Annotated in this window: 17 protein-coding genes and 1 tRNA gene; 7 read left to right on the top strand and 11 right to left on the bottom strand. The window is 37.1% G+C overall.

From position 1 onward, the window contains the following. Window positions 1–7 precede the first annotated feature (7 nt). Entirely contained in the window at window positions 8–703 is a 696-nt protein-coding gene (locus tag AC3FI7_RS20875; protein ID WP_491460817.1) for an RsmE family RNA methyltransferase, read from the top strand. A 43-nt stretch (window positions 704–746) separates the two neighbouring features. Here AC3FI7_RS20875 and AC3FI7_RS20870 read toward each other — a convergent pair whose 3' ends face one another. Beyond that, the gene (locus tag AC3FI7_RS20870) at window positions 747–1,427 is read right to left on the bottom strand and encodes a TrmH family RNA methyltransferase (RefSeq protein WP_491460816.1); all 681 of its coding nucleotides are present in this window, start codon (window positions 1,425–1,427) and stop codon (window positions 747–749) included. A gap of 164 nt (window positions 1,428–1,591) precedes the next feature. Here AC3FI7_RS20870 and AC3FI7_RS20865 point away from each other — a divergent pair, with 164 nt between their 5' ends. The 4 genes from AC3FI7_RS20865 to AC3FI7_RS20850 all read left to right on the top strand — a co-directional run bounded on the left by AC3FI7_RS20865 (window position 1,592) and on the right by AC3FI7_RS20850 (window position 4,496). Next, window positions 1,592–2,608, top strand: coding sequence for an asparaginase (locus AC3FI7_RS20865; RefSeq protein ID WP_142724084.1), 1,017 nt, complete (start codon window positions 1,592–1,594; stop codon window positions 2,606–2,608). 55 nt (window positions 2,609–2,663) lie between these two features. Beyond that, window positions 2,664–2,750 (top strand) — tRNA-Ser (locus AC3FI7_RS20860). A gap of 177 nt (window positions 2,751–2,927) precedes the next feature. Next, entirely contained in the window at window positions 2,928–3,344 is a 417-nt protein-coding gene (locus AC3FI7_RS20855; RefSeq protein WP_142724085.1) for a hypothetical protein, read from the top strand. 417 nt (window positions 3,345–3,761) lie between these two features. Then, window positions 3,762–4,496, top strand: a complete 735-nt coding sequence (locus AC3FI7_RS20850) for an immunoglobulin domain-containing protein (protein ID WP_142724086.1) — start codon at window positions 3,762–3,764, stop codon at window positions 4,494–4,496. Between the two features lie 79 nt (window positions 4,497–4,575). Here AC3FI7_RS20850 and AC3FI7_RS20845 read toward each other — a convergent pair whose 3' ends face one another. After that, entirely contained in the window at window positions 4,576–7,044 is a 2,469-nt protein-coding gene (locus AC3FI7_RS20845) for a TonB-dependent receptor domain-containing protein (RefSeq protein WP_491460815.1), read from the bottom strand. A 487-nt stretch (window positions 7,045–7,531) separates the two neighbouring features. Between AC3FI7_RS20845 and AC3FI7_RS20840 the strand changes: the two genes are divergently transcribed. Continuing rightward, complete coding sequence (locus AC3FI7_RS20840; RefSeq protein ID WP_172617039.1) at window positions 7,532–8,326, top strand: DUF2490 domain-containing protein; 795 nt, start codon at window positions 7,532–7,534, stop codon at window positions 8,324–8,326. Window positions 8,327–8,437: 111 nt separating this feature from the next. On the opposite strand, the gene AC3FI7_RS20835 is transcribed toward AC3FI7_RS20840, so the two are convergent. Together AC3FI7_RS20835 and AC3FI7_RS20830 are read right to left on the bottom strand one after the other, a co-directional pair. Beyond that, window positions 8,438–9,133 (bottom strand): hypothetical protein, encoded by a 696-nt coding sequence (locus AC3FI7_RS20835; RefSeq protein WP_142724089.1) that lies wholly within the window; start codon window positions 9,131–9,133, stop codon window positions 8,438–8,440. A gap of 325 nt (window positions 9,134–9,458) precedes the next feature. Continuing rightward, window positions 9,459–10,991, bottom strand: a complete 1,533-nt coding sequence (locus AC3FI7_RS20830; protein ID WP_343661376.1) for a M20/M25/M40 family metallo-hydrolase — start codon at window positions 10,989–10,991, stop codon at window positions 9,459–9,461. Window positions 10,992–11,186: 195 nt separating this feature from the next. Between AC3FI7_RS20830 and AC3FI7_RS20825 the strand changes: the two genes are divergently transcribed. Beyond that, complete coding sequence (locus tag AC3FI7_RS20825; RefSeq protein WP_491460814.1) at window positions 11,187–11,795, top strand: FMN-dependent NADH-azoreductase; 609 nt, start codon at window positions 11,187–11,189, stop codon at window positions 11,793–11,795. Between the two features lie 251 nt (window positions 11,796–12,046). Here the strand turns inward: AC3FI7_RS20825 and map are convergent, their stop codons facing one another. The 7 genes from map to AC3FI7_RS20790 all read right to left on the bottom strand — a co-directional run bounded on the left by map (window position 12,047) and on the right by AC3FI7_RS20790 (window position 22,100). Continuing rightward, complete coding sequence (gene map / locus AC3FI7_RS20820; protein ID WP_491460813.1) at window positions 12,047–12,811, bottom strand: type I methionyl aminopeptidase; 765 nt, start codon at window positions 12,809–12,811, stop codon at window positions 12,047–12,049. 64 nt (window positions 12,812–12,875) lie between these two features. Continuing rightward, window positions 12,876–13,199: a hypothetical protein gene (locus AC3FI7_RS20815; RefSeq protein WP_491460812.1), complete on the bottom strand. Its 324-nt coding sequence runs from the start codon at window positions 13,197–13,199 to the stop codon at window positions 12,876–12,878. 147 nt (window positions 13,200–13,346) lie between these two features. After that, window positions 13,347–13,931 (bottom strand): hypothetical protein, encoded by a 585-nt coding sequence (locus tag AC3FI7_RS20810; RefSeq protein ID WP_142724094.1) that lies wholly within the window; start codon window positions 13,929–13,931, stop codon window positions 13,347–13,349. Window positions 13,932–13,934: 3 nt separating this feature from the next. Continuing rightward, window positions 13,935–14,963, bottom strand: a complete 1,029-nt coding sequence (locus tag AC3FI7_RS20805; protein ID WP_491460811.1) for an RHS repeat-associated core domain-containing protein — start codon at window positions 14,961–14,963, stop codon at window positions 13,935–13,937. A gap of 153 nt (window positions 14,964–15,116) precedes the next feature. Then, window positions 15,117–15,746 carry a hypothetical protein gene (locus AC3FI7_RS20800; RefSeq protein ID WP_491460810.1) on the bottom strand — a complete coding sequence of 210 codons (630 nt, stop codon included), beginning with the start codon at window positions 15,744–15,746 and terminating at the stop codon, window positions 15,117–15,119. A 9-nt stretch (window positions 15,747–15,755) separates the two neighbouring features. After that, window positions 15,756–19,394, bottom strand: coding sequence for a DUF6443 domain-containing protein (locus AC3FI7_RS20795; RefSeq protein ID WP_491460809.1), 3,639 nt, complete (start codon window positions 19,392–19,394; stop codon window positions 15,756–15,758). 12 nt (window positions 19,395–19,406) lie between these two features. After that, on the bottom strand, window positions 19,407–22,100 hold the full coding sequence (locus tag AC3FI7_RS20790) for a hypothetical protein (RefSeq protein ID WP_491460808.1): 2,694 nt from the start codon (window positions 22,098–22,100) through the stop codon (window positions 19,407–19,409). Window position 22,101 lies beyond the last annotated feature (1 nt).

Below are 22,101 nucleotides of genomic sequence, written 5' to 3'. Positions count from 1 at the left end.
AAATAAGATGAAACTATTCTACGGAGAAATCAACGGAAATAAAGTAACAATCAACGATGAAGAGCAGCAGCATATCGTGAAAGTTCTTCGGATGAAGGATGGAGAGGATATTCATGTGACAGACGGCAAAGGAAAGCTGGCTTCCGGAAAACTCATTATAGAAGGGAAGAAAGCTGGTATTGAAATTTCAGAGATCAAAGAAAATATGCCTGAATTCAACCCCAGGCTTCATATTGCCATTGCTCCTACCAAAAATATTGACAGGATCGAATTCTTTGTGGAAAAAGCTGTGGAAATGGGCATTTCTGAGATTACGATCCTGCAGACTGAGAAAACAGAACGTAAAAACGTCAATATCGATAAAATCAGGAAACAAGCTGTTGCTGCATCAAAGCAAAGCTTAAGATTTCATTTTCCGGTTATCAATGATTTAATTAAAATTCAGGATTTCCTGAAAAGTATTGATCCGGAACATACTTTTGTAGCCCATTGCCATGAAGACCTGGAAAGAATTGCTCTGAAAAATATTCCTAAGATGGAAAAGCTTACATTTTTAATAGGTCCGGAAGGTGATTTTTCTGAAAAGGAGATTGCATTTTTAGCAGAAAATAAGGTAAGAGCTGTATCACTTGGGAATCAAAGACTGAGAACGGAAACAGCTGGCGTTTTTGTGGCAGCATGGAATTATTATACTATGATATAAACAAAAAGAGAAGGTTGCTCAACTTTCTCTTTTTGTTTATTAATTATTTCCAGTCAACATTATTTTCTTTCAGATATTTTTCAAAAATCTGCTGTCCGCTTCTGATTGAATTCACTGCCCAAAGGATTTTCATCCTTAAAAGTTTATCTTCATTCAATTTATAGTCGATATCAGATTTTATCAGTTTCTGTTTCAATTCATACATACAGATTGAAGCCGCAACAGAAACATTGAAGCTTCTTGTAAAGCCATACATCGGAATCGCCAGCGTTTCATCCGCAAAATCTAAAATCTCCTGAGAAACACCTTCCATTTCAGTTCCAAAAACCAAAGCAATAGGTTCTGTTACTTCATATTCAGGAAGCATTTTAGCATTATTCTCCAGTGAAACAGCCACTATTTTGTATCCTCTGTCTTTAATATTCTGAAAAGATTCCATATTCCGGGGAAGTTTTTCAACTTCAACCCATGTATCTGCTCCTTTTGTTACGCGAAGATTAGGCTCAAAACTATATTCTTCCTGTAAGGCCACCACTTTATGAAAACCGCAAGCTTCTACAGAGCGTACAATTGCCGCTGCATTTCTAAACTGATAGACATCTTCCACTACCGGAAGCACAAAGTCTGAACTTTCTTTGGAGAAATGTTCAATTTTAGCCAGTCTTTCTTCGGTCAAAAACTGTTTTAAATATTCAAAAGTTTGCGCTAAATCACTCATCCGCATTTAGTTATTTTTTTTTCATTAGCCCCATAAAACGTCAACAATTTCCATTTTATTTTTATAAAATTTCACGATAAGCGTTTCATCCATTTTCAAATCTTTGCAAATTAACGTAATTTTGGCCTATGAACCCTAATCGGGCTCCAATTCTTAATTAAAATTAGTACATGAAGCGAAAAGTCCTGCTCATCTATACCGGTGGAACCATCGGAATGGAAAAAGATTACGAAACCGGAAGTCTCCGTGCCTTTGATTTTGGTAATATATTTGAAAAGATGCCTGAAATGAGGCTCATGGAATGTGAAGTCTTTGTTCATCCTTTCGCCAAACCGCTAGACTCTTCGGATATGGGGCCTGAAGAATGGAGGGTTATCGCCAATTATATTCACAAAAATTATAATGATTATGACGGCTTCCTGATCCTTCACGGAACCGACACCATGTCTTACACGGCTTCAGCACTGAGTTTCATGCTAAAAGGGTTAAGAAAACCGGTGATCATGACCGGTTCTCAGCTTCCGATTGGTGACCTGAGAACAGATGCCAAAGAAAATCTGCTGACCAGCCTTTATTATGCCAGCCTCTATGAAAATGATGAGGCGGTTATTCAGGAGGTTGCCATTTACTTTGAGTACAAATTGTTAAGAGGAAACAGAACATTGAAATATTCTGCAGAATATTTTGATGCGTACGCAAGTCCGAATTACCCAATTCTTGGGCAGTCAGGAGTTCATTTGAATATTATCAAAGACAACTTATTCCGCTGTGACCCTACAGTAGAATTTCATGTTGATGAGCATATTTCCGAAGATATTTTATTCTGGAGAATTTTCCCTGGTATGCATTTGAGCCATTTCAGAGAAATCCCTAAAATGAAGGTTCTGATTCTTCAGGTGTTCGGTTCAGGAACAATTTTCAGCAGTGAAAAAACACAGGAAACACTTCAGGAAATCAGAAACAACGGAACTGAGATTGTGGTGGTAAGCCAATGTATTTCAGGAGGTATCTCATTTGGAAAGTATGAAAACAGCAATGTTTTTTCAAGAATTGGCGCCATCAGCGGAAGAGATATGACTGCGGAAACGGCTATTACCAAAGCCATGCACCTTATAGATAATCCAAGCTATACCGGAAGCTTTGCGGATAATTTCACCAGAAGCCTTTGTGGAGAAATTACAGATTAAATTGCAATAATAATTTGGATATTCCAGAAAATACACTATTTTTGCAATCTCAAAAAGAAAGGTGTCCGAGTGGTTGAAGGAGCTACCCTGGAAAGGTAGTATACGGGTAACTGTATCGAGGGTTCGAATCCCTTCCTTTCTGCAAGAAACTAAATCCTGTGCTAATGATTAGCACAGGATTTTTTATGAACTGAATTTTTTGATTATTAACCTATAGGTATTTCTACTCAGTATAATAATTGGTAGTTTCTACGCTACAATTTCTTCTTTGTTCTCCGTTACTTTGAAGTACAATCTAATCACTAAAAACAACCTAATCATGACATCAACAAGTGTAAATGCGAATTCTTCAGGTCAGTTAGTCCTGGGAAACGGAGCACAGTTCTGGGTATACCTTTCACCACAAAATGAAACTTCCAGAATGATCTCTACATGGCGTGTAACCTTTTCACAGGGAGACTGGAGCGACTTTATCTCTAGTGAAAACCCTACCAAACAAATTCAGACCCCTAATCTTTCAGGGATCTTTGATATCAAAGTGGAATTGTTAAGCGGATCTACGGGTACATGGCGTCAGATTCCGCCTCAGACAGGAAGTAATAATGAAATAGGATGTAATTCCAACTGTGCTTCTATGGTAGGCATCGTTGCTGACAGCACGCATCCTCCTGTTGGAGCGATCAACGCCCATTTCTGGACAACATGGGACGCCATGTGCGGAGTAAGACAGAACTAATATAAATAAACAGTCTATAGCCAAATAGCCACAATATGCAGCATATTGTGGCTATTCACTGTTTAAAAGCATTTCTTTTTGTCATTATTAATGATAAGGTTATTTAAGCTTTACCCAACCACAAAAGTCACAGAAGGTTTTATTTAAAACACTTGAGTTCACTTCAGTAAGTTTAAAATAATCCCGCAGAAAAGATTTCGTAAAACTTAGGAGTATTTATTACGCATAAGGTTTGATTCTGAAAAAACTTAAGTGCTTAAAACTTTTGTGCCTTTTGACTTCGTCGAATCTTCGATTTGTGGTTAAAATAATGATTATAAAAGTTAAAACAACCTCGATTTGAAAATCCTATCGGTACAATAATTTCAGAATTTCATTTTTCACTAAATTTGCTACCAAAATACGATTCAATCAAATATGTATACCCTAAAGACAGCATTCTCATTGCTGTTACTTTCAGCATTTTTTCTATTGCCCCAATCTGCAAAAGCCAGTGCCTATTGGATGGAAATTCACGGATCAGGAAAATTAAAAGATCCTGTAAATATTCAGGTATGTTATGGTTTTATTGATGACCTTAGTGAGCGTCACCGGACCACTGGACCCGAATTTCAGAGGATCAAAGATTTTATTTTTTTTCTTTTTAATGCCAGAGGTGAAAAATTAAAAATCGAATTACAGCCTAAAGGAGATCATTGGGAAGGAACTTTTACTCCAGACCAGGAAGGAACTTATAGAATTTTAGGAATGAATGACCAGCAACCCGTTCTGGTAAGGTCTCAAAATCCGCAGGAAAATGTAAGGCCCATTGATTTTATGTGCGGAGCTTATCAGGTGGGAATCCCATCTAATAACAATCCACCACTTCCATTGATGGATATACGGCTTTCTGAAAAAAACGGCGTTTATACCATTTTTCCTTACCGCAATATGAAACCTGCAGAGAAAGGAACAATGCTTAGGATCTTTAACCCTGAAAACTGGGAAAAGAATATTCCGGTAAATGAGAATCATAAAGCTTTCTTTAAACCTACTATGCGAGGGCTTTATGTAATCAGACAGGATTGGCAGGAGAATACTTCCGGAGTATTTCAGGGAACCCCTTACACAAAGATAAGGTACCGTAATAATTACTGTCTCTGGAGGAATTAAGGAAACTTAGAAAATCTTTATAATATAAAAGTCCCGGATTCAGAGATCCGGGACTTTTATATCAACTATTCAACCTTATTTAGAATTTCAAGGAAACGCTTCCAAGAAAACGTGATGGAGCCTGTGGAGTCAAACGCACAGACCATGCTTTTTCGTTGGTAATATTGTCAAATTTCAGTCCTACTCTATATTTTGGCTGATCGTAGAAAATACCTAGATCAAACATTTTGTAAGACGGAATAATCACTTTAGCTGTTTGTGTATTGGTCTGATATGAAGAGGATCCCATATTTCCGCCGCCACCTATTCCCAGACCTTTTAATTTTCCTTGAGGAATACGGTAACTGATCCAGAAGTTGAACATATTGGCAGGACCGGACAATGCAGGCCTTAAACCATTGACCGAAGGGTTGGCATTGGTATATTTACTGTCATTATACGCATATCCGGCCACAACATTGAATCCGTCAAACGGGTTGGCCGTCAGCTCAGCCTCTATTCCTTTGCTTACCTGTGTCCCATCCTGTATGGAATAATTAATATCATCCGGATTGGTTCTTAAAATATTATCCACCCGTATATTGTAATAGCTTAAAGTACCTACAAGTCTGTGGTTGAAAACATCTGCTTTTACCCCAAATTCCAGCTGATTGGCATATTCAGGCTTGAAGATATTGCCGTTGATATCTGTTCCACTTACGTTATTAAAACCATTCATATAGTTCCCAAACAGAGAAAGTTTATTTTTCAATACTTCATAAACGATGCCCATTTTAGGTGAAAAAGCGGTCTGCCCATAAGGCCCGGATTGCGTTCCACTGTTGCTCAGGCCTCCTTTGATTTCTCCCGTCGTAATATCATAAACTCCTTTAAACTGAAACCGGTCTACCCTCAAACTGGCCATTACCATCAGCTGGTCTGTAATATTAAAGACATCAGAAACATAGGCAGCATAGGTATTGTCACTATTATTTTCCTTTCTGAAAGCAGAAGTAGCAGTAAGCGCATCGATTATATTGCTGTTGACTCTGAAGTCCGGTGACGGATGGACAAAATTAAATACTTTGGTGTTGGTATGATAACGGTCAAAATGATTGGAATTGTTATAAAAGTCCAATCCAACTACCATTCTGTTTCTGAAACGTCCGATACGGAAATCTCCGATAAAGTTCTGCTGAATATTGGTTGCAATAAATGAAGTCGTTCCCACCATAACCTGAGCACTTGCCGTAGAATCTGTCTTCCCATTGATGGCTGAAATATATCCGTTGATTGTAGATCGTGCCCGTGATAATATCGTCTGAGACGTCCAGTTTTCTGAGACTTTATAATTCATCTGCGCAAAAATGTTCAGCATCTGTGTTTCATAAGCCAGGTCATCACCCAGAAATTTTTTATAGTAAGGAAATTTCATATCCGCAATGGACTGAATTTTATTACTTCCTGTATATGGATTGAAGCGGACAACCGATGTTCCTTTTGCCTGGTTGAATTCCACATCTAACAGAAGGGACATGCGGTCATTAATCTGATAGGAAAAGCTCGGCGCAATCGCCAGAGAATTGGTAAACCCAAGATCCTGGAAACTCTTTTCAAAGGTGCCTGCGGCGTTAAGACGGAAAAGAGCAGTTCTGTCTTTGTTCACCGGTGTATTGACATCTACTGTCAGCCTGTTGTAATTCCAGCTTCCTCCTACATACCCTGCTTCACCACCAAAATCATTGTAAGGCTTTTTGGTCACCCTGTTGTATACTCCTCCGTAACTGCTGGCCACACTCTTTCCGAATAAAGTAGCTGAAGGTCCTTTAATAGCTTCTATACGTTCAAGGTTTACAGGATCTATTACTGAAAACGCAGCCCCTGCTACTCCATTTCTGGCGTTAGGTTCTGTCTCAAATCCTCTTGAACGGAATGTCACCCTTCCCTGATTGGCAATCATAGGAACTCCGGCTCCCGGTACATTTTTGGAAATGCTTCCCAGATCTACAGCAACCTGTTCCTGAAATAATTCCTTGGTAACCGTATTGTATACCTGCGGATTTTCTAAATTTTTCAAGGGCAGTCTGGCTACAAAACCACTTTCTTTTTTCGAAAAACGGTTTATGTTTTTCATAATGACCACTTCCTGTATAGCCTGAATATTTTCTTTGGTCAGCTGATAATCCAGTGTGGTTGTTTCCCCAGCTTTTACCTCCACCGGAAGGCGAACTTCTTTGGTTCCAAGAATCTGTAGCTTTAGGGTATATGAACCGGCATTCAGATTGGCAAAATGATAATATCCTTCATCATCTGTAAGGGTCTGGCGATTTGCTTCCGGCAACGAAACAGATATTGCCCTCAACGGCTGCCCATCTACCATATTTACTTTTCCCGAGATCCCACCCTGTAAATTCTGAGCATGTATTGTCATTAACCCTATCAGAGAGAATAAAAAAATAAAAAATGGCTTTGACCACTGTGGTTTCTGTATTGAAATATCATTTTGCTTCGTTCCCACGGAATGAGCCATATGTCCTTCAGCAGACATACATTCATTGGATTGCATCATTTTTTCAGCCTTATTTAAAGTGATTATAAATAAAGGTGCAAAATAACGGAATCATAAATTCTCCCACAATATTAATTTGAATTATTCTAAATAAATTTTAAAATCTATAGAATCCAGGTTCTGGCAATTTTAGAAACACCCACTAAAACAGGGGCTTAATCGTTATCCAGCCTTCAATAAAGAATGGTAAGCTGACTTTTCCACATGTTGTTAATAAATTATCCACATGTTATCCACAATTTTATTAATTATGAAAATAAGAAAAGGTTTTTAAAAGCTCCTGTTCCTAATTCTATCCTAAATCAGATGTTTATTTTGTCTTGATTTTAAACAGTATTAAAAGATTTTGAATAAACATTTTATGAACAAAGCCAATAATTTTACGACAATAAAGTATTCTCTCTGCGTATCAGCGGTATTCTTTTCCATCTTATGGTTTCGCAGTCATTTAAAATTAGCCGTAAAACAGCTATCCACATTATTGAGCATGAAGAAAATTTTTGCAGTATTAATTGTATTGGGGTGCATAGGAACCACCATCAAAGCACAGATCAGCCCACCAGGGTTAGGAGATGCCAACAATGCATTCTGGGGTGCCTTTGGTATAAAGCAGCAACTGGACTCTCTGGGGAAAAAACAGGCTTTGAGCTATGTTGCCATAGGGAGAAAAAGCAGCCCGGATCATCATAATCTGTTTTCGAAGCAGGCCATCATTGTTTTAAATCATGAAGTGTATCATTCCTTTGCCCCTCACCAGCAGTATAGCTATGCTTTAAGTTACCGACGCCAGCCACAGTATGAAAGTACAGCTCCTTATGATAAAGAATACACAGAACAGGAATTCAGGATTTACGGAAGATATGCATACACATTTGATCTTGGAAAAAGATGGAAACTGAAAAATGTGATAAGGCAGGAATTCAGGAAGTTTTTTGATGCAGACTTTCATAAAGCAGAGGAAGATTTTCAGCTAAGAACCCGTATTAAAAGCCAATTAACATATAACTTATCTCCAAAAAACAATCAGAAGCTGGCACTAAGCGCAGAAGCTCTTTTTTCCATAAGCCACCTCAATGACGCGGATTCGGAGTGGACCCCGTTCGGGTATCGTGAAATGCGGATTGCAGCTTACTATATATTGACCATTCCAAACTCTCCTTTTACGGTAGATTTAGGGTATATGGATGATCTGATCCGAGGCAGCAGAAGCATTCATCATGGAGGCGTTCATTATCTGGCAGCTGATCTGATCTGGAATATTCCTTACAGAAAGAGACAGTAAAAAAATTCTCATTTTTACAAACAAAATCCCAATCATCACTGACTGGGATTTTTGTTTGAAAAACATAAGTTTTTCCGCAATATAATTAAGTATGAATGTTTGGTGTATAATTTAGTTGCAAAGCTTCAGATATTCACGGCTCATCTGCACATTAAATTTTGCTTCAGCTTTAGAACGGGCATAAATTGTATCCTTAAAAGCATGTACAGTTTTTAGTTTCTGGTCAATAAATTCTGCAATCTGTACAATGGAAAAAAGAAAATCCCTGTACACCGCCATATTGACTGTCTGACCATAGTAGGGTAAGTACGCTTTCAAAAAAGGTATTGCTTTCTGATGGCGGTTATAGCTGATACAATATCCCACCCCATCTACTGAGGTAACAACAGCATAGTTATTAAGATAATCCTGAATATTCTTGCTGCCATCAAGAGCCTGAGGATTTTTGGAACAAAACTTATTGATCTTATCCAGAATATGCTGGGCATATTCCATCATGGAAATATTTTTAAATTCAAATACCTGGTGTATCTTATTGGCTGGCTGGATTCCGTTTTCACAATCAATACAGAAAGAGATTCCTATTTTTTCATGATAAGGAAAAAAACAGTCTTTCACTTCAATGGAGGCATCCGGCTTTAACCTGTCTTCAGCAAAATTGTAATAGACGTAAGGACTGTAAAGTTCAGCAAGCGCATTCAGATAATCTGTTTCGCTGGTGTTATGATATTCTTCAAACCATTTTTCAAGGTTATCGTAATAATTACGTTCAAAGTCGTTAAAGTTTAAGTAAAATGGCAATTCCATAGCTCTGTAATTTTGATATGACAAAGCTATATCTGTAATGCGACAAAACTTGACGCAATATATTTTTTGTGAAAGATTTTTTGGTCAAAGATCAATTTTTGTTTCGCAAAGTCAATCCTCAATAATTATTAACGCTGATGTTCGCAAAGTTTATTAATATACATAGCTTATTTGTTCGCAAAGGCATTTCATTTAGCAGAGAGACATACTTTTTCTTTGCTGAGTGGAACGCCTTTACGATCGAAAAAAATAATAAGATGGTATAGAAAACTCCGCTAACTCTGCATTTAATAGTATGCATTATCCCTAGATCCCGTACCCCGAATTACTTATCATAATTCTTCATAATGTACTCAAAGTAGTGGATCATTTTCAGATAGTTTTCAATGCTGAGATATTCATTCGTGCTGTGAATGCTTTGCTGTTCGGCACTGTTGATCTTGATCGGCATGAAACGGTAGACGTTTTTACTTACGATTTCGTATTTCCCCGCATCTGTTCCCGCCATGGTAAGATATGGGGTAACAATTGCTCCGGGATGAATTTCCTTCACTCCTGCTTCTATTATTTTAAAAGCTTTTGTATTGGTTGGAGAAATATTGGAAGCTTCCCTGGTGTTATCAATTTCTTCTACTTCAACATCAAAACCTTCAGTGGCTTTCGCAATATGATCTTTCACATCTTTCACCGAATTTCCGGGAAGCAGTCTGAAATTAACCACAAATTCCACTTCAGGAGAAAGCACATTGGTTCCGTCACTTCCCTTCATCATCGTTAATGCTGTGGTTGTTCTTACCAACGCATTGGTTGTATTGTTTTTGGTGAGCTGTGAAATCAATACAGGTTTTAAAAGCCATTGATTGGCCAGAGCCATTCTTGTGGCAAAAGGCATCTCACCACCAATATTATTAAAAAACTCTTTGATTAAAGGTGTGATAACAGGCTTCATCTGATGATCTTCCAGACGCTGCATGATAACAGCTGCTTTCCCGATAGCACTTTCCATAGGAGGCATAGAGGAATGTCCGCCAAGTCCTTTTACTTTGATTTTTGCCGAAAGAAATCCTTTTTCGGCACACCCTACAACGGCAACGTCAGTATCAATTCCTGCTACATTTCCTTTTCTCATAATTAATCCTCCCTCATCATAAACAGCATCGAACTTCAAGCCTTTTTTCTTAAAATAATCAGCAATCTGAACAGCTCCTTTCTGTCCGCCAACTTCTTCATCAAAACCGAAAGCCAGATAAATATCACGTTGAGGAATCTGTCTGTTTTTAATCATAGAATTCATAGATTCCATTAAGGAGAACAGCATTCCTTTCATGTCTATCGCTCCCCTGCCGTAGATTCTTCCATTGGCAACCGCTCCTGAAAAAGGGGCAAAATCCCAGTCCTCCGCTACTTTTGAAACGGGATCAAGCGGTTTGTCATCCGGACGGAATACATTTTCTTCGTTATTTTTGATATCTGCATCCCCGGGTGGCACAACATCCATATGGGAAAGAAATAAAATCGGTTCCAAAGCAGGATTGCTTCCTTTAAGCCTGAACACCAATCCATATTGGTTAACCTCGACATTTTCGGTATTCTGATACACTAATGGATAGGAGGTTTTTAAATAGGTTTTAAACTGATCGAATGGTGCGTAATTGAATTCACCCAAACTACCCGTAGAAACGGTTGGAACCTTTATTCCTCCCGACAACCGCATTACTGCTGAGTCATTTTTTATCGGCTTCCAGCCTTCGCCTGCCCCGATATTATTTTTTTTAAAAGGATAAGTGTAAGTTTTTATTAATACAACAGCAGCCAGAATGACAATGATTCCCAAAAGGATTAAAAGAAATTTTTTCATAGCAGATAGTTTGTGAAGTGATTTGATTTTATAAATATAGCAAAGTATTCAGTGCCCGACAATTTAAAGCCGGACTTTTTCAATCGACAAACTCATGGAATACACTCTTTACAGTTTTAATCTGATAAAAGGCAAAAGATATGTCCCCTCAATGGAAACTTATTCGTCATCAGAATAAAGAATAAAGAATAAAAAATGAAGAATATACTGCACATTATTTCCAGCGCAAGAGGAGAACTGTCTTACAGTAACCAGCTAAGCTCAGCCATTCTGGAAAAACTGTTACAACAAGGCAATATCAATACGATCACTGTAAGGGATCTGGTGAAGGATGCTCCTCCATATGCAGATGAAGTGTCCATTCATGAATTTTATAAGCATCCGGAGTTATATGATGAACAGAGTAAGCATCTTCTCTCATACGCCAACAGGGTTGTGGATGAAGTGCGTGAAGCAGATATTATTGTTATTGGAACACCAATGTTTAATCTGGGAATTTCCACCCCTTTAAAAGCATGGCTGGACCAGCTGATCCGGGCGGGAGTCACTTATGTTTTTGATGAACAGTGGAACCGCGTAGGACAATTTAAAGGTAAAAAAGTATATCTAGCAGTTGCTTCCGGAGGCAGGAGTGCAGAAGGTGCTCCGGATTATGTTTCTGCCTATATCAAAGATGTTTTCAGAAATTATACGGGAATTACTGATGTAGAAGCTTATCGTATTGAAGGGACTATGGAGAATGGTTTTACAGCGGATTATGAAAGTATTTTGAAAGATTTTAATTCTGTCACTGAAATGCCTTAAAAGCGGGTGTTATTGTAAAAGCAAAGTTTTTTATTGTTAATGCTGAATATAAGGAGCAAAGAAGGAATCAACAAGTTGATTGGATGAAGCTTTGGAGCTTTATAGTATTCTGTTTTTAACGCAAAGGCGCTAAAGGATTTTATCCTGATGTATATTTAAGGCGCAAGAAATCAAAGATTTTCAGCAGGGGAATTATGATAAAATCTTGCGCCTAAAAAATAATTATGATCGTTCTTATCGTTGTGGTTTCTTTAATTCAGGATTTTATTCATTTCGGTTAAGATGATAGGTTTTCCGTCGGTAATTACAATGGTATGCTCGTGCTGGGCCATATAACCGCCTTTATTGCCTACCATGGTCCATCCGTCTTTTAATTCTACCGCAATATTGGAATCGGTGGAGATAAATGTTTCAATAGCCACCACAGAGTTTTTCTTAAAACGCCTGGAATCATAGCGGTTTCTGTAGTTCAGCAATTCATCAGGCTGCTCATGCAGGCTTCTTCCTACTCCGTGACCTGCAAGATTCTTAATGACTTTAAGACCTCTTTTTTTCGCTTCGGTTTCCATTAAATGTCCTATGTCTGCTATTCTTACACCACCTTTTATATTGCTGATCGCCTTTCTCAGAATATCTTTGGATGCCTCCACCAGTTTCTGATGTCCGTGAATATCTTTTCCGATGACAAATGATCCTCCATTATCGGCCCAATATCCATCCAGCTCTGCAGAAACATCAATATTGATCAGATCGCCTTCCTTCAAAATCCTTTGATCTGTAGGAATACCATGGCAGAATTCATTGTCCACACTGATACACGTCCAACCCGGAAATCCATACGTTAGGTAAGGTGCCGATTTTGCCCCGAAATTTTCCAGTATTCCTGCTCCATACTCATCAAGATATTTTGTGGTCATGCCAGGTTCAGCATACGCTATCATCTTTTTCAAAGTGTAGGCGACAGCTTCGCTTACTTTTTGCATTCCAAGCATCTGATCTTCGTTGGTGATTGACATATTTGTTTTGATTATTGTTGATAATGACAAAGTTAAGAATTAAAATATTATGATACAGATTGTTTTAATGCATGAAACCGATTGAGTGGAAAATACGGTTATTCAATTCATTTCCTCCCAATCTCAATAGATAAGGGGCTAGATGGTATTCATAAGGGACTAACAACAGTTTGAAAAAGGGGAAGTCTTCATTATCACTATAATATGGTTGCAATGATGTCGTATCAATTGGTATTATAATATTTTCTTTACTTTCATTATATAGAGTAATATTAGCATTTTTTTTTTGAGAATCTAAATTCCAATTGATTTTAATTTGAGCTTTAAATTGTCCAAATATTGAAAATACAAAGATGATTTGAAATATTTTTAGTACGTTGTGAATCATTATTATTTTATTTACGGTTATTATATTTTATTTCACGTGCTTCAATAGCAAACCCCTGCTATTGCAAGGGCTACCTTATTAAAATATAATTAATACAGTGACGCATTGGGATTTCATCTATTTACAAAGCCTAGCTAATTGAAAAAATCACCATTTAATATACTTAGTATTTTTTAAATTCCACTTAATTCTAATAGGATTACTTTTTATCGTATAATTAATTTTCTCTTTATTATGAGTTGGCGAATTAGAACCACAATTAGTAAGATAGACAGTAATAGTATAATCTTGATTGCTTATAATATTAAAACTATCATATTTACCATTTTCTACATTAAATTGAAAAGGATTAAATTTGATTGGAATTACCAGTTTTTCTTTTGGCTTAATTTTAATTATTCCTTCCTTACTTTCTAAATATGTAAGCTGATTTCTTTTATTAGCAAGATCAATCTGTGTTTCATCTAATTCTATTAATCCAGTTTCATAATTTACAGACTTATTTTTACGTTTCAGTTCAATTAAAGGTCTAAAGTTACCTGCATTATATTGTTTGCCAAATGGTTTAAAACTTACAGTATCTATAGGGATTGAACACGTAATATTCGAATTATTATATATTTCCATCACAATTATCTTACTATTATTATCAGTATCTAACGATTTAATATTTAATAATAATTGAGATTTAACATTGATTATTGCCAAAAATAATACAAGAAGATATTTCATATTTTATGGTATTTTATAAATAGAATCTAACAATTTATATTTTTCTAAAAATAAATTATAAGCTTGTGTTCCTAAATCACTATTCCTACTATTAAGTTTATCAGCATATCCAAACTTAATAATATTAAGAATATTCAATTCATTTCCACTTTTTGTTTTATATCCTAAACTATCCATCCAACGATAAGATCTATATTCATTATATAATAATATAGCACTCGTACCTACAGTTCCATTTCCGAAATAATCTCGTAATGAACGATTCACAAAATATGAATCATATAGATGGAGCATTTCGTGACCCAACGTAAATGATAAATGTAAAATATTATCAATTTTCGTCATATTAAGAGCAATTATATTGGTAGAACTTAAAAGCTGTCCTGGAGCATCTGTTCCACCTTTTTGAAATTCTATGGGAGTCTCTTTAGTAAAATATTTATAAATATCTGCTAAAGAAGGAACCTTATCAACTAATTGCATCCAATCTTTGAAATTTGCTTTTTTATTAATAGGATCACTCCAACCTGCTTTCTTTAATTGCTCAACCATAGAGAACAAGGCCCCAATATTTCCACCACCACCAAAATATGATTGGGCAAAGGTAATTGCCTCCAGACTTGTAAACGATAATCCTCCGGAGGATGGCTCACTTTCAGTATATCCAAACCCACCAAAATCAGCAGAAGTACCACCGCTTCCATTAGGAATTTTCTGGTGAGGATTGAAGCTGCCACCAGCCATCTGCCACATATACGAACCTACTACCAAATGGTTCTCCATCCCTTCGTAAGGAACAGGGACGGCTTTTCTTCCATCAGGATCGATAAAGCTTACCGGATTATTTAAGGCATAGGCATAAGGTGAAAATCTTCTTGATGTTTCAGCCAATGGATCAATAACGCCCCATCGTCCGATATCAGACATATACATTCTGGCTCCGTAGTCATTCCAGCCGGTTTCCTTTTGTAATTCTTTACCATTGTACTGGTAATTATACGATGGGTTGAATCCTATCGTATTGTATCCCAAATGTTTTAACCCAAAAGGATAGTAGTTGTTTTCTTCAAGAGCTTCTGCGCTGCCGCCGGCATTTTCAAGTTATATTCAAAAATTAGGAGCATTGAAATCCAATGCTCCTAATTAGTTATCAAAATTTTGGAATATTATTAATACTATAAGTTTTTATACAGATTTACTATTTCCAAAAATCTTCAATAAGATTGGTGAAAGACCTACTGAAACAATTAAGAATAATCCTAAATTTGATATATTCAATTTATTAGGAAACATTACCATTAACATTAGCCATGTTAACATTATTCCAATCATTATATAACCATAAATCTTAGCTGATTTAGTACTATACCAATTGTATTCAACAATCGAATCATTACTCTTTTTTTTATTCTGCATAGTAATAATTTCAATTAAATCTTCTTTAAAATCTAAATAATTTCCACTATCTTTTTTAGGAATATTCAAAAAAATTTTATAAGACTTAAAGACTAATCTACATCCATAAAATGTTTCAGTTTCACTAAAATTATAATTACGAATATCTATTATATCAATTTTTTTATTGTTAAAAAAAATATAATCATTATCCAAAATTATATTATATGTAAATGTACAATTATTTTTAATTAACATAAAACTTAAAGCTGATAATGCAAAAAGTACAATCGCAGGAAAAATCCTTGGATTATAATAAATAGAAGTTAGTATAGTTAATGATATTACTAAAACAAAAGCAAAAGACATAAGCAATATCAGTCTTTTTATTGAAAAATTTTTAAATTTATATTTCTTCATTTAATTTATTTACGGATACCAAATTGTAGATTTTCTACCAATGCTCTTATCTAACTGATCACTTACTCCAAACATATAGTCTGCTACTCCATAAATTGCAATACCTGCAAGGATGGCAGGAGCTGCTGCAACTATAACAGGAGCTGTGGCAAATGTAGCAACAGCTGTTGCACCTAATAGACCAAGATTTACAATTGAATGGGCATCCCAAGTATCAGTTCCAAATTCATATAATGTTACCCCAGCAGTTAATGCTGTACCAACATAGCCTAATCTTTTAGATATTTTACCTACAGATTTCATAAATCCTTCGGTTGATCTTAAAATCTTTCCTGCTCTAATACCACTAACTGCTGAAAGAAACGTTGAAGCGTTTATTTTGTTTATGTTAGATAATTTATTATACTCATCTATTATCATATTAGCATTTCCTAATTGTCCATTTAAATGCTTTTCAGTGTCTTTAAAAAAATCTTCAGTTTGATATTTCATTAAAGAATGACTTGCACTTTCTATATCATTCGTAAGTCCTAATAAACCATCTCCAGCGAGCTTTAACATATGGCCCACCATCTCCTGAGCTGTTGTAGCATCTCCCACAGCTCCTCCTGTCCACCAGCTCATATAGCCGTTGTTGGTTTTGAGGGAGAAATCTGCACCATTTTGTAAAGATTGCATCAGATCTGCATAGGCCTGTGTCTGTCCAAAAGTGGTTCCGGTTCCGGTATATCCAAACCCACCAAAATCAGCAGAAGTACCACCGCTTCCATTAGGAATTTTCTGGTGAGGATTGAAGCTGCCACCAGCCATCTGCCACATATATGAACCTACTACCAAATGGTTCTCCATCCCTTCGTAAGGAACAGGGACGGCTTTTCTTCCATCAGGATCGATAAAGCTTACAGGGTTATTTAAGGCATAGGCATAAGGTGAAAATCTTCTTGATGTTTCAGCCAATGGATCAATAACGCCCCATCGTCCAATCTCAGCCATGTACATCCTGGCGCCATAATCATTCCAGCCGGTTTCTTTTTGTAATTCTTTACCATTGTACTGGTAATTATACGATGGGTTGAATCCTATCGTATTATATCCCAAATGTTTTAACCCAAAAGGATAGTAGTTGTTTTCTTCAAGAGCTTCTGCGCTGCCGCCGGCATTTTTAAAATAGCTGAGGCGTACATTTCCCAGATGATCGGTATAGCTGTAAATATACTTATTATTTTCAAAATTATAATACCCTTCCGAAGTGGGAACAAATTTTAAAACAGGAGATTCTGTTCCTTTTTTACTTGTTGTGGTTTCGTATTGAAAACCATCCAGGTATTCTGTAATATTGGATGTAAGTTCTGTAGCAGTACCAAAGGGATTGAAGGGAGTGTAGTTATAGACTTTCCTTACTTTCGTTCCATCTGCACGATACGTATAGATTGTATTTTCATTAATAATCCCTGTACGTGTCTGTAATCCCTTATCAAATTTGATATAATACGGGAGGTTCAGGAAGTTATAATCAATCTGCAAGACCCCTTTGTCCTTATGATCGGTCATATTGCCATTATCATCATAAGAGATTATATTTCCTGATCCATCAGGATACCCATCATAGTTGGTGGAAGTATCAGTGACAGAATTTAACCTGTTCCCTGTATAATTGTAGGTAAGGTCATCCATAAGGGCAGCCATTCCTGACATTCCTGTATTTCTCTTAAGCGAAGTGATATTGCTTCCGGAATCATATTCCACGGTTTCATTATAAAACCCATTTTGAGGAGCAGAAGCATTAGGTTCAGAATAAATTCCTTTCTTTAGCCTGTTTAAAGCATCATATTGGTAATTATACTGCCTTAATACATTATCCGTAGAAGTTTTCCAGGTTACTTCCGTTATATTCCCGTTATATTTTGCCGGGGAATTGGCGGTATTCTGGGGGGTGGTATATTTCAGCTCAAATCCAAACAGCTTTGTCCCTAGTTGAGCCGGATCGTTCAGTTTGGTGAGCTTGCCCCGGATATCATAGGCATAATCTATACTTTGCAGGTTGTTTCCTACCTTTTTGTTGCTGATCTGTGAGAGTTCATTATACGTATTTTCCGCCAGCAGTTCCTGTGGCTGGCTGCCTACCTGGTGCCATTTCTTTTTCAGGCGGTTTTTACTGTCATATTCATAAACCTGGCTGATGGTTTTCTCTGTATCGGCACTGACTCTTTTATGGTATACCCTGGTTTGTTTCACAACGCCTGCAAAATCAAATTCTGTCTCTGTTTTTGTGTAGCCGCCAAGATGATTGACAGAATAAGCACCGATAGCCATGCCTTTGGTATTATAATAAGCAAAGCTTTTAGTCCAGTTATTATCCTCGATATTTTTGATAAGACTAAGGGTAAGTAACCCTTTTGTACTGACAGAAGTTAGATCAGTAATTACATTTTGTCCCAATATGGCTGCTGGAAAGGCAGGATTAAAACTGTAAGCGGGATAGGTATCATAATAATTGATACTTAATATGGTAATATTCCCGCTTGGAAAAGCATTCTGAGTATAGAAAACCTGCATTCCGTTTGCGGTAAATGAAGTATCGCTCCTTGATTCATTATTTTCAGCATTTACCGTCACATTGTTGATATTATTCTGCAGCATGCCCCGTGAATCTTCGCTCGGAAAAAAACCAGAATACAGCACTCTTCCCCATTTATCATACTTGGTAAACATCCATCCTTTCGCAGAAAAAGTATTGTTTACGGTTCTCAGTTTAGCATCCTGTGTCATAATTACCCTGTCCTGCTGATCATAGATGATGTATTCCCAGCCTTTACCGGGAAGCTTTTTCTCTACCTGTCTTCCCTGGGAATCATAATGATATTGATAACACAGGTTATCCAGCATAGCAGTGGTAAGGGGGGCTGAAGCAGACATCCCGGCAGATGCCAGCGGAGGTATGACATAGGCGAGGTTTCCGAACTCATCATAGAGATAATATGTATCTATGGGTTTTGTCCCGTCATTTTTCCTTACCAATACGGTTTTACCGGAGCCGTTTGTAAACTCAGTGGTCGTATTGCCATCTCCATCTGTTGCGATGTTCTTTGAAAGCTGATTGGGAGCATAATCAGGGTTGTAGCTCAGTGTATAAGAAGTGGCATTGTTCACCCATGAGGTGACCACAGTTATTTTTCTGACCTGATCTCCGGAAGCATTTCCGGAAACGGCAAGCTGCAAAGGGTGGGCAGCCCATGCATTCCCTGCGGGAATCACCTGTTTTATCCGTCCGGAGATATCATTCTGAAATATTTTTTCGGAATATATTTTCTCTGACCCATACACCGCATTGGCATTGGCAAGCGGAGCGGAATAAATAGCTCCGCCCTGTGATCCGGACTGGGGAACAGGAAGAAAACTTTTTACCTGTCTGTCATAATTGTCATATTCTATATGCTGAACAATATCCTTTCCGGAAGGAGTCGCTCCAATAGAAATTACCTGTTTATTTCTTCCGAATCCATCTGCATACTGCACCGTTTCACTTTTTTTGGTACAGGTTTCATCCAGGCATGTTTTGCTGTATATATAATTTTCAGCCGGGCTCAGTGTCTGGGCATCTATAAACAATGCCAACCCTAAGCTCACTGTTGTTAATATTCTTTTCATGATCATTTGTTCTTATTGTTTATAGTGATATTGATATATTTTCAGTGTTTTACCGTCCTGGTCCACTACCTTTTCAAGCCTTCCGGCTTTATCGTAGGTATACATTTCTTTTGCTCCGTTAGGGGCGGTTACAGAAGTCATCCCTGTGAAGATATCCCAGGTATAGGTAGTGACATTGAAGTCTTTCACTGCACTGCTGGTCCGCAGGTTTTCAAGAGCCGTTTTCAGAGCTCCTTCATTTTCCGGGGTTGCAGAATTGGAGGCTGTTACTGCATTCTGTACGGCAGGCAGTGAAATAATCTGAGCATAGGAAGCTCCCTCAATTTTTGCAATAGGCTGGGTATTGTTATATCCATATACAACAGCGGTTGGAATCCCTTTAGGCGTTTTGGTTTCCACGGGATTTCCATAGCTGTCATAATTACTGAAAATTACTTTCGTCTGTGCTGACTGGTTCTGCATTTCATATGAATTCACAGAGGTTACCTGAAGCGATGCCGGATTATCATATTTGGTTTCTGCTTTACTGACTAATTTCCCGTTTATTTTTACTTCTGTTGCTAAAGGAGAAGAAAGGATACGGGCATTTACCAGTTTGGTATTATTAAGTTCAGAAGAGTATTTGATATTTTTTTCGGTTACTGTTCCGTCCGGAGCTGTAACCTTTGTATAAACAGGCTCAAAATTAACAGGGCTGTAAGTCACTTCAGAAGTGTTTTCCAATGCTGACCCATCGCTGAAAAATGTTTTTGAAGTTGTCTTTGCAGACTGTGTCCAGGATGATTTGCTTGTTGTTCCGTCACATAGGGTGTATTCTGGTGTATTATTGATTTCAGTGAGTACATAGTCTGTATTTTCATTTGAAACCAATTGGTTCTGATTATTATAGATTTCTTTCTTATACAGTAATCCTCCTGAAACGATATTATAATGAGGCCTTGTCCCATTTCCCGTAAAATCTTTTGGAGTTTTGAAGTAATATTGGGTATATCCAAGATTATTAGAATCTCCATATATTTCTTTTACATTGTTATATAAGATAACCGAATTCAGATAATCATATTCCTGGGACTGGCAGGTTTCCAGTGTAAAGTAGTCCCCACTTGAATTCATGGCATTGTCAAACGCATTATATTCATAGTTAATGCTTTTTTTCAGGGTATTATCATCATAATATTCTATCCTTCTTATTCTGGCTCCTGTAGCCACTGTTTTAGCATTTCTGTAAGGTGGTGGATCCGTCTGGATTTTCCCAATATTAAAGCCGCCATTTCCAAAACCAGTATTCACTTCTATTGTATAAGTTCCTGGTGTCAATAAATATTTCGGCATTTCACTACTGGTGATCACTGTTCCTCCTTTTTTAATAACATAGGTGATCTTGTAATTATAAGTATCAGGATCATCATGAATACCGAGATGATACTGGTCTTTATAGAATACATAATCATCTTTTCCAATAAAAATAGCCCTCGGCTCATCTACCTGAAAAGTATAGATACGGCTGATATTGGTATCAAAAAACACATTATCATAAACATATCTCTGTATTTCAGGATATTTAATTGAATAATTATCAGCTCCGGGGTAGCTGACAGCAGTGTAGACTTCATTGGCATCATATTGATATCTGATACGACCTCCTTCTGGCAGTTTCATTTCCGCCAGGGCTCCGATCATTTGTGAAGGAGAGACACTTGAACTTTCATATTGAAAAGAATAACTTCCGATTGTATTCTGGTCTTTATCAACTTGGTACAGGTTTGACAGGATTCTTTTTTCTTCTGCCTGATTATTGTTAATTGTGGAATATTCAAATTTATATTTAGACACCTGCCTTCCTGAATTATCCATCAGAGAAATACTTTGTATTTTATTGGGATCACTGTTTCCGTGATCTTCCCAATAAGGTTCATACATATTTTCAAAAGCGATTTTTCCAAAGATACTTGTAACTGTTGTCAGGTTGCAAGTCTGATATTTTACAAATGTTCCGCTATATCTGGTGTCTTTCTGATACACAAGACTTACAATTTCAACATTATTTTCATCCAGAATTCTGCTCAGATAAAACGCAGATCTGTAATTGGTTTTATAGCTGTCCCTCGAAGCTATACTGTAATTGTCGTATATATATTTGAATCCTTTATCATCCGTCAGTTTGAATGATTCCAGGATAAGGGTTGCTGTATTGGCAGTCCTGGTAAATTCTATTTTAACATTATTTCCTGAGATATTGTTAAGTGTAAAGGTATTGTTGATCGTATCCCTTACAAACTTAAACTTCCCGGAACTTCCCGGCAGATAGTAGTGATACACATCATCAAAGGCATTCTTCTTATAATCGGGTTTTGAGGCATTATCATACTTTTCATCCACATCACTGTTGATTACCCTGGAAATAATTCCGACCTTTGAAAGTGACCAGCCCAATCCTGCTTCACCAGCAGGCTTTTTTAACCCCACATTGTATACATGATTACTCAATCCAAAAGGAATACTAAGATTCTTATTGCTGGTAGGTAAAGTAAGCAAGGGGATGGATATTTCCGGTACGCCTGTCGCTAAAGAAACAGGGGTATTGGAATAAGAGGTAAAAGAAGAGGCTGAAGGCACCGGAACTGGTGTACTACCGAAATTTCGTTCTATCTGAGCCTTTCCCAATCCATAGATTAAAATAAATAGTAATAGTACTTTTTTCATCATG

Source organism: Chryseobacterium sp. TQ-BC-N36 (genome assembly GCF_058382295.1).
The sequence above is the reverse complement of the archived record's forward strand: the minus strand, read 5'-3'. Positions and strand labels throughout refer to the sequence as shown.